Origin of the sequence: Synechococcus sp. R5-12, from assembly GCF_047502655.1 — a bacterium.
Classification (GTDB): domain Bacteria; phylum Cyanobacteriota; class Cyanobacteriia; order Thermostichales; family Thermostichaceae; genus Thermostichus.
Genome location: NZ_JANSIM010000046.1, coordinates 1 through 9,025, shown reverse-complemented (window position 1 = coordinate 9,025; position 9,025 = coordinate 1). Strand labels below are relative to the sequence as shown.

11 protein-coding genes are annotated in these 9,025 nt (G+C 59.1%); 3 read left to right on the top strand and 8 right to left on the bottom strand.

All coding sequences use genetic code 11. From position 1 onward, the window contains the following. Positions 1-75 precede the first annotated feature (75 nt). The 3 genes from NW843_RS03395 to NW843_RS03385 form a co-directional block, all read right to left on the bottom strand. Complete coding sequence (locus NW843_RS03395; RefSeq protein WP_011433231.1) at positions 76-588, bottom strand: tetratricopeptide repeat protein; 513 nt, start codon at positions 586-588, stop codon at positions 76-78. Positions 589-604: 16 nt separating this feature from the next. Then, the gene (locus NW843_RS03390) at positions 605-1,159 is read right to left on the bottom strand and encodes a phycobiliprotein lyase (RefSeq protein ID WP_414522112.1); all 555 of its coding nucleotides are present in this window, start codon (positions 1,157-1,159) and stop codon (positions 605-607) included. A gap of 140 nt (positions 1,160-1,299) precedes the next feature. After that, positions 1,300-2,577, bottom strand: a complete 1,278-nt coding sequence (locus tag NW843_RS03385) for a S41 family peptidase (protein ID WP_414522111.1) — start codon at positions 2,575-2,577, stop codon at positions 1,300-1,302. A 188-nt stretch (positions 2,578-2,765) separates the two neighbouring features. Between NW843_RS03385 and petB the strand changes: the two genes are divergently transcribed. From petB to leuB, 3 genes are all read left to right on the top strand, one after another. Further along, positions 2,766-3,413, top strand: a complete 648-nt coding sequence (gene petB / locus NW843_RS03380) for a cytochrome b6 (protein WP_041436518.1) — start codon at positions 2,766-2,768, stop codon at positions 3,411-3,413. A 98-nt stretch (positions 3,414-3,511) separates the two neighbouring features. After that, positions 3,512-4,024: a cytochrome b6-f complex subunit IV gene (gene petD, locus NW843_RS03375; RefSeq protein ID WP_011433236.1), complete on the top strand. Its 513-nt coding sequence runs from the start codon at positions 3,512-3,514 to the stop codon at positions 4,022-4,024. 207 nt (positions 4,025-4,231) lie between these two features. Beyond that, positions 4,232-5,347 (top strand): 3-isopropylmalate dehydrogenase, encoded by a 1,116-nt coding sequence (gene leuB, locus NW843_RS03370; RefSeq protein ID WP_414341994.1) that lies wholly within the window; start codon positions 4,232-4,234, stop codon positions 5,345-5,347. An 81-nt stretch (positions 5,348-5,428) separates the two neighbouring features. Here the strand turns inward: leuB and dusB are convergent, their stop codons facing one another. The 5 genes from dusB to rnz form a co-directional block, all read right to left on the bottom strand. Continuing rightward, positions 5,429-6,514, bottom strand: coding sequence for a tRNA dihydrouridine synthase DusB (dusB, locus tag NW843_RS03365; RefSeq protein WP_414522110.1), 1,086 nt, complete (start codon positions 6,512-6,514; stop codon positions 5,429-5,431). Positions 6,515-6,530: 16 nt separating this feature from the next. After that, positions 6,531-6,746 (bottom strand): 30S ribosomal protein S18, encoded by a 216-nt coding sequence (gene rpsR, locus NW843_RS03360; protein ID WP_011433239.1) that lies wholly within the window; start codon positions 6,744-6,746, stop codon positions 6,531-6,533. Positions 6,747-6,775: 29 nt separating this feature from the next. Further along, positions 6,776-6,970, bottom strand: a complete 195-nt coding sequence (rpmG, locus tag NW843_RS03355) for a 50S ribosomal protein L33 (protein ID WP_011433240.1) — start codon at positions 6,968-6,970, stop codon at positions 6,776-6,778. A gap of 91 nt (positions 6,971-7,061) precedes the next feature. Next, complete coding sequence (locus NW843_RS03350; RefSeq protein WP_414375156.1) at positions 7,062-7,925, bottom strand: RDD family protein; 864 nt, start codon at positions 7,923-7,925, stop codon at positions 7,062-7,064. 29 nt (positions 7,926-7,954) lie between these two features. Continuing rightward, on the bottom strand, positions 7,955-8,923 hold the full coding sequence (gene rnz, locus NW843_RS03345) for a ribonuclease Z (RefSeq protein ID WP_414350436.1): 969 nt from the start codon (positions 8,921-8,923) through the stop codon (positions 7,955-7,957). Between the last annotated feature and the right edge of the window lie 102 nt (positions 8,924-9,025).

The window sequence follows — 9,025 nt, the reverse complement described above, 5'->3', positions numbered from 1 at the left end:
CAGCAAAGTTCAGGGTTTTGGGGGTTAGAGGCATGCTCCCCACTAACCCAGCAGCGGCGAGGGTTATACCCCCCTCTAGGGCAGCCAAGCCATCACGGCCAGCAGGGTCGAGAGGATCCCGATCAACACCCAGATGAGGGGCTTAGTGTCCAACGGGGGATCCGCTGCCCGGCGGCTGAGGGGATCCCCAGATCTTGGGGAAGGGCCTTTGCGTTGGGAGCGCCCATAGGCCAAGCGGTACTCTGGGGGATCAGCTTCCTCCAGCCGGCTGAGATCGGGAATTTCGCTCAACCACTCCGCCGGACGCCGCAGACGAGGGGCTTGCCAGATACCCAAGACATAGCGAGCCTGCTGGGCAACTTCTGGATCTGGGTTGCGCAGCAAGGTTTGGGCCAACAGGATGGCCTCCTGCGTTTCGCCAAGGGCTTCTTGGGCCAGGGCCTGCCAGAGCCGTAGCTTACCCGACTGCGGATAGCGGCTTTGGGCCTGCTTAACCTCCTCTAGCGCCTGCCGGTATTGTCCTCGCTCGAACCTCAACTGGATCAGAGCCAAGTGCTGAGACAATCTCAGGTCTTTGGGAAGCGTCATGCTCAGGATCCGCAGGCTAGGTCAGCTTCTGTTCTACCCCAAACCCCACCAGCAACAGCTCCTGCAAAGGCTGACCCTGAGGGGGACGTTGGTAGGTAAGGATCTGCCGCAGGCGCAGGCGCGGATTCAGTAGAGTGATGGTATCTACGGCAACCACACGAGTGTAGGTGGTGGTCATCACCAGTTGCAGGGATCCGGGATCAAACCGGAAAGCCGCCACCATCGGGCGATCTTCCTCGTAGGCCCGATCCCGCAGGTAGTCTCCCTGCAGCCCCAGGGGGGTTTCCTGCCGAGGGACAAACAGCATGTTCAGCTCTTGCCCGGCCTCCTCACCCTTTTCGGAAACGGTCTCAAAAGCCAAGTGAAAGCCCAAAAAACCATCCACGTTGTGGTTGGGGTAGTTGTTGTCGGTGAGCACCTTGTGCTTGAGCTCAGGGGTGAGAGTGCGAATGGTGAACTCGGTGCGGGAGCGCTCCACCTCGCCACGGTCTAGGTAATGGTAGGTGCGCTCTGTGCGCCAAGCCCCAATGCAGCAGTTGAAAAAGTGGTGAAATTGCTGGATGGCGTTCATGCGGGCGGGAGCGGACAGAGTCAGAGATCAGCGCTGGACGGGAAACCCTGCCTCTGATCCTAAAACGAATTGAAAACAAACAGGAATCCAAATCCTAATGCCAACGATTGAGATCTGGGTCTGGAGCGGGATCTCCTCCCTCACCCGCTTTTGGCCACCGGGATCCCTTGGGTCTGCCCCAACAACTCCAAGGCTCGCTGCAGCTGGATGTCCTCCGGCCCGGCCAAGGTTTCTGCCGTCAGGGGAACGGATCCCTCCGCCACCACCACATCGGGCTGGATCCCCTGGCGATGAATGTCGTGGCCGCTGGGGGTGAGGTACTTGGCCGTGGTCACCGCCAGCCCCGATCCATCTGCCAGCTCCAGCAGGGATTGAATCAGACCCTTGCCAAAGGTGCGCGTTCCTACCAGTTGAGCTCGCCCACTGTCCTGAAGTGCCCCGGCCAACACTTCACTGGCACTGGCGCTGCCCTGATTTACCAAGACCACCAGCGGCGCCTCTGTGAGCACCTCGCCGGTGGCGGGAATGCTGTCTTGAATGCCGTGGCGATCCGTCACCAGCACAATGTCACCCTTGGGGATCCAGAAGCGGGCGATCTCAATGGCCGCCTGCAAGAGTCCCCCCGGATTGTTGCGCAAATCGAGAATGTAGCCCCGCACCCCTTGAGCTTCTGCGGCCCGAATGGCTTGGCGGACTTGAGCGGCAGCATTGCCGTTGAACTGGCTGAGGCGAATGTAGGCCACCGATCCCTGAGGCAGCTCAAAAAAACGGGTGCGCACGGGGTTGATGGTGATCGATTGGCGTACCAGCTCCACCTCCCAAATGCGATCCTGCCGCCTCAGCTTCAAAGTAACCGGCGTGCCGCTGCGCCCCCGCATCCGCTCGGCCACTTCGTCCAGGCTCAGCCCCGCCACCGGCACCCGATCCACCGCCAAAATCTCATCCTGGGGTTGGATCCCGGCCTGCTCGGCAGGAGTGCCCTCCATGGGGGCAATCACCCGCACCGCCCCCTGCTCATCGATGGCAATCTGCAAGCCGACACCGCTCAGCTCGCCGGCTGTGGAGGTCTGCAGGCTGAGGTAGTGCTCTTTATCCAGAAAGCGAGTAAAGGGATCCCCCAGAGTGGCCAACATCTCCTCGATGGCCTGATAGGTCTGCTTGCGCTCCTTTAAGGGCCGGGAGAGAAACCGTTGCCGCACCTGCCACCAGTTTTGCCCGTTAAACCCCGGATCCACATAGGCCCGATCCACATAGGCCCAAGCCTGCGCCAGCAGTTGCTGCTCTTCTCCCCAGCGGCTGGCCTGCACCGGACAGGGGCCTATGCCCAAACTCGCCCAGAGCAAACACCCAAGCAAGACAATGCGGATCCCCCACCCTCTCCAGCGGATCCCTGTGTATCTCGGCTTCTGCACAACCATCGATCCCAAAAAACATTAAGAAACATGAACAAAACGCAATATCGAAAACTTGCCTGGCCTCCTGGGATCGAGATCTTCGTCCCCAAGCTGAGCCCGACGCCAGGATGGTGTTAAAAGATTGTGTTACATTGCTGAGTAGAGTGGGCTTGCCCCGCCCTCGAGATCCAATTTCAAGAATTGCAGGCATTATGAGCAAAGTTTACGACTGGTTGGACGAGCGGCTGGAGATTACGCCTTTCGTCGACGACGCAACAGGGAAATTCATTCCGCCTCACGTTAACATCTTCTACTGCCTCGGCGGGGTGACGCTGGTGTGCTTCTTAATTCAGTTTGCCACCGGCTTCGCCATGACGTTTTACTATCGTCCTACGGTGGCTGAGGCCTTTGAATCGGTGAACTACATCATGACCCAGGTGAACTTCGGCTGGCTGTTGCGCTCCATCCACCGTTGGAGCGCCTCCATGATGGTGCTGATGATGATCCTACACACCTTCCGGGTCTATCTGACAGGGGGATTCAAAAAGCCCCGTGAGCTGACCTGGGTAACCGGTGTAATCTTGGCGGTGCTGACCGTCTCCTTTGGCGTTACCGGCTACTCCCTGCCCTGGGATCAGGTGGGCTACTGGGCAGTCAAGATCGTCTCAGGTGTGCCCAGTGCCATTCCGGTGGTGGGCGACTTGTTGGTGCAACTGATCCGGGGTGGCGAAGCGGTTGGTCAAGCTACCCTGACTCGCTTCTACAGCTTGCACACTTTCGTGCTACCCTGGCTGACCGCGGTCTTTATGACCATGCACTTTTTGATGATCCGCCGCCAAGGCATTTCTGGGCCTTTGTGAGCAAGGTTTGACTCCCAGACGCCTTTGACTTTCCTGGTAACTGGGATCTTTACCTGCCCCTTTTTCAGAACTTTTGTCCCTAGATAAGGAGAACTCCCATGGCCGTCTCAAAACAGGTGATAGCGACCGAGGCCATTACCCGCAAGGTTGATCTAGACAACCCCAAAGTTGTAGCCAAGCTGAAGAAAAACATGGGCCACATGACCTATGGTGAGCCTGCGTGGCCCAACGACTTGCTCTTTATGTTTCCGGTGGTGATCCTGGGCACTATTGGGGTGATTGTCGGCCTGTCAGTCATGGATCCGGCAGGCGTGGGTGAGCCGGCGGATCCCTTTGCTACGCCTCTGGAAATTCTGCCGGAATGGTATCTCTACCCCGCCTTCCACATCCTGCGGATTGCTCCCAACAAGCTGTTGGGAATTGCTCTGATGTCTGCCATTCCTGTGGGTCTCTTGTTTGTGCCCTTCATCGAAAACGTCAACAAGTTCCAAAACCCCTTGCGCCGCCCAGTGGCGACAACGGTGTTCCTGATCGGCACCTTGGTCACCCTCTACCTGGGCATAGGTGCCACCTTGCCCTTGGATAAGTGGGTCACCTTGGGCTTGTTCTAAAAGAACATCTGGGACTCCCGCTTGATGGGTTGATCGTCATCATCACCATCAGAATCACCATCAGAGTGCAGCAGGTTGGGGGCCAGGCTGCACTTTGTTATTTGGAGAGCTTTTTAGAGGAGTTGTCTGCAAACCTGTGTGCCAAGGGATGAGCCAGCCCGCCGAAATGGTAGTATCTCTACGCCCTCATCTTCAGCTTGACCGCTCATGAGCACTTCTTCTTCAACTGCTCGAACCTATCGGATCACAGCCCTTGCCGGAGATGGCATCGGCCCCGAAATCATGCGGGTGGGACGGGCCGTTTTGGATGCAGTTGCTCGGCAGATGGGATTTGCTCTTCAGTGGCAAGAGGGCCTGATCGGCGGGGCCGCCTACGAACAGACCGGGGATCCCTTGCCGGCAGAAACCCTGAAAATGGCTCAAGAGAGCGATGCCGTTTATCTGGCTGCTGTCGGCGACTTCAAGTACGACGCTCTGCCTCCTGAGAAACGCCCGGAGCGGGCCTTGTTGGGTTTGAGGGCGGGGCTGGGGCTGTTTGCCAACTTGCGTCCGGTGAAGGTCTTCCCTCAACTGGTGGGGGCCTCCTCCCTGAAGCCAGAGGTGATCTCGGGGATCGACCTGGTGGTAGTGCGGGAGCTGACGGGGGGCATTTACTTCGGCCAGCCCAAGGGAATCTTCACGGATGCCCAAGGATCTCGGCGCGGCGTGAACACCATGGTCTACAGCGAAGCTGAGGTGGATCGGATTGCCCGAGTTGCCTTTGAGCTGGCCCGCAAACGCCGGCGCAAGCTCTGCTCGGTGGACAAAGCCAACGTTCTCGAGGTGTCGCAACTGTGGCGGGAGCGGGTCAATGTCATTGCGGCTGAGTACCCGGAGGTGGAACTTTCCCACCTGTACATCGACAATGCCGCCATGCAGTTGGTGCGCTGGCCCAAGCAGTTCGACGTCATCCTCACGGGCAATCTCTTCGGCGATATCCTCTCCGATGAAGCGGCCATGCTGACCGGCTCTATTGGTATGCTGCCCTCTGCCTCTCTGGGATCCTCTGGCCCCGGCCTATACGAGCCGGTACATGGGTCGGCTCCCGACATTGCCGGACAAGACAAAGCCAACCCCATTGCCCAGGTGCTCTCCGGCGCCCTGATGCTCCGCTACTCCCTGGATCAGCCGCAAGCTGCCGACCGCATCGAACAGGCGGTAGAAGCCGTTTTGGCGCAAGGGTACCGCACCCCAGACCTCTACTCTGAGGGAATGACTTTAGTGGGTTGCCAGGAAATGGGAGAAAAGTTGGTGGCAGCCCTGTCCCAGCAGCAGGCGCAATAGCCTTTTTCGGGGCCACAGGCTACAGCCAAGGCAGACGTGCGGCGATTTCCAAGCAATTTCCAATTGTGGGGATCCTTGGAGCTACGCCCAACCGGCTTCAGGGAGAAGGTCGACCTCCTCGGTGGTTTTAATGGCCTCTTCCGGTCGAGGTGTGGCTTCTTGGCAGCGCTCCATGGCTTGAAGAAGCAGGGCTTCCCCTTCCTGCACCGTCTCAATGCGACAGAGGAGAGCACGGAATTGAGAGGCTCCGGCAAAGTCTTTGATGTACCAAGTCATGTGCTTGCGGGCCTGACGGATGCCACGTTCTCCCTTGTACTCCCAGAGACCGCGCAGATGCTCTAAGGCCATTTGAATCCGCTCCAGGGGAGTGGGGGCCGGTCTTTCTTGACCGGTTTTCAGGAAGTGATCGATTTCCCCCACCAGAAAGGGATAGCCCATGGTGCCGCGGGAGCACATCACCCCATCGGCTCCGGTTTCCTCCAAACACTTCACCGCTGCGGCTGTCGAGAAAATATCCCCATTGGCGATGACGGGAATGCGCAGGTGCTGTTTGACGCGGCGGATCCAGTCCCAGCGGGCTTTGCCGTTGAAGCCTTGGGCGCGTGTTCGGGCATGCAGGGTGAGCAGTTGCGCCCCTGCCTCCTGCAGACGGTGGGCAAAATCCAAAATGTTGATCTCCTGATCTGACCAGCCCAGGCGCGTTTTCACGGTTACGGGCACCTCCACTGCGTTGGCCACCGCCTCCACAATTCGCGCTGCCGTGTCGGGATCGCGAAGCAGAGAAGAGCCGCCGCCGTTTTTGGTAATCTTGTTCACCGGGCAGCCCATGTTGATGTCCACCAAGGTCGCCCCTTCGTCCACCGCCATGCGGGCCGCTTCCGCCAGAAAGTCGGGCCGACAATCAAACAATTGGATGCCGATGGGCTGCTCCCCCTCGCCGACCTCCATGATGCGGGGCAACTGGCGGGCATAGTGCAAGCCGGTCGCACTGACCATTTCCGTGTAGACCAAGCTGTGGGGGGCAAAACGGCGTACCAGCCCTCGAAAGACCTGGTCGGTTACCCCTGACAGTGGCGCCTGAAAGACGCGACTCAAAACCTTCACCCCACCGATATCGAGGGGTGGGGATAGGCGGGCTTGGAGTTCCGGCGAAAGCTGCAGGCCCATCGGGATCCGGAGAAAGCTATCCCTCTTTGTTGACAAAGTAAAGAAGACCCATGATGCGCGCTCGTTTGATCGCGGCAGTGAGCTCCCGCTGCTGTTTGGCGGTCAGGCCGGTGATGCGGCGGGGCAAGATCTTGCCTCGCTCGGTAACAAATTTCTTGAGCAGCTCCACATCGGTGTACCTAATGGGCTCTCCCGGCTTAATGGGAGACAGGCGGCGGCGAGCGTAAACCATAGAGTAGGAGAACGGCGAAACGGCTTGAACTACTTAATCTCTTTGTGGACGGTGTGGCGGTTGCAGTGGGGGCAGAATTTCTTCAGCTCTAAGCGGGCTGTTGTGTTGCGGCGGTTTTTGGTGGTGGTGTAGCGGTTCACGCCTGGAGAGCGCTTGTTGACGTTGGTGCGGCACTCCGTACACTCCAGAGTAATGATGATGCGGGCACCCTTTGCTTTGGCCATGACGGATCCCAAGACGAAGGTAAACGGCAATGAGGAAACTGCAATCCCAGATCCTGAGGCTGGAGATGGGGGTTTACCTCGATAAGCGCGATCACCAATTATCCAACTTTTCCTTGACGGAATCAACCCAAGTTTTCACTTGCTTGCCCGTTTGTTGCCGTAGGCTACGGGCGTTGCGATCCACATCTTTGCTCAGGCGCTGCAACTGCTTGGACAGATCCCGCACGGTGTCATTGCGCTGGGCTTGGCGCAGCAGGTCGCGAGCAGCCGATTTGACGTCGTCAGCAGCGTCCCCCTCTAGGATGTCCTGCAAAAACTGCAGGACTTTTTCATCCAGGTGATAGCCCCGCTCCGCTTCCACGACCAGGGTGCGTCCAGCCCGGTCGTGAATGGTTTGGCGTTTTTCCTTGTCGAAGACGGCAAACAGCCCATCCGCAGCCAGAGGCACCAGCAGGGCCTCTGTAAGCACAAAGAGGGAGAGCACCCCCTCTCGAGCCAGAGAGCGAACCAGGTGCGGCGAGGCTTCGGTTTCGGGATCCAGGGTTTTGATGTTCAGCAGCCATTTGCCGAGGCTTTGGCCCTCAGGACGGGATTGGAAATAGCCGCGGTTCACCAGCCAGGTGGCGAAGAAGGCGAGATAGCCGGTCATGTCCACGGCGCCTGCATTGGCCCCTACCAGAGCAGCCAAGCCTTGGGCTAGGTAGGAGATCCCCAGCCCCAGCCCAAAGTCGAGGGCAAAAGCCCCAATTCGTTTGCTCCAGGGAGCCAATTTTGGCAGGGGTTCTCCCTCAGCAGCCGTTTGCGGGGCTGGCCGCTCGGCTTGAACCGGGGGCAGAGAAGTGGCAGGGGGCAAAGCGCTGAAGGTTCGCCACTCGCCAGCACTTTGATCCAGTTGTTCGGTTTTGGGCCGCTCTGGAAATTGGGGACGTTCGGGGTAAGGTCTGGGATCCGTCATTGCCGGTTGAGACTGTCAGTTCTACCATTCTAGCGAGGCAAGCCCACACCCACCGGCAGAGGGGACGGGCTGCGACGGGGGATCTCGTAGGTCAGCCGATCGCGGGCCAGCAGGGTATTGGGAAAAATGGCCTGAGCTTCTGCCAGCAGGTCTTCCAAGGTAATGGGGGCTTCTGGGGTGTAGCGGGGGCTGAAGTGGGTGAGGATCAAAGCTTGGGCCTTGGCTTCGGCGGCCACTTGGGCGGCCATGGCGGCGGTGGAATGCTTAGAGCGGCGGGCCAGCTCCAAGTCAGCCTGAGCGTAGGTAGCCTCGTGGATGACCAGATCCGCAGCCCGGGAGAGATCAACAGCATTGCGGCAGAAAATCGTGTCGGTGCAGTAGGAGAATTTGCGGCCCGGAATGGGATCCCCGACATAATCCCGTCCGTGAAAGCAGCGGCCCTGCCAGATGATGGATTGGCCGGCCTTGAGCTGCCCATACAGAGGGCCAAAGGGGATCCCATCGGCTTGGGCTTTGGCTGCATTGAAGCTGCCTGGCCGATCCTGTTCCACCACGCGGTAGCCGAAGGCGGGCACCCGGTGATCCAAGGGCGCGCAGAAGACGGAGTATTCCGGCTCTTGCAGGATGAGACCGGTTTCGACGGTGTGAACGCGGAAGCCGTAGGGGATGCGCGTCTCGCTGTAGCGCAACACGGCCTTCAGGTACTCTTCCAGGCCCGGCGGGCCGTAGATATCGATGTGCTCAGGGGTGCTGCCCAAGCCACAGGAGGCCAACAGCCCCGGCAGGCCGTAGATGTGATCCCCGTGCATGTGGGTGATGAAAATGCGGCGCAACTGGCTGGGGCGCAGCTCGTCTAGGCGCAGCAACTGGTGCTGGGTGCCCTCGCCACAATCGAACAGCCACCATTCCGACCGCTGGGGAAACTGCACCGCCACCCCAGAGACATTGCGCTGGCGGGTGGGCATGCCGGAGCTGGTGCCCAAAAAGGTGATCCGAATGGCATTGGGATCTGTCACAGGGGCAAGACCTCAGGGATTGGGATCCCTAGCTTACCAATTGCTGATACATTTACGCTGAACACTGCTGAACATCACTGTTCA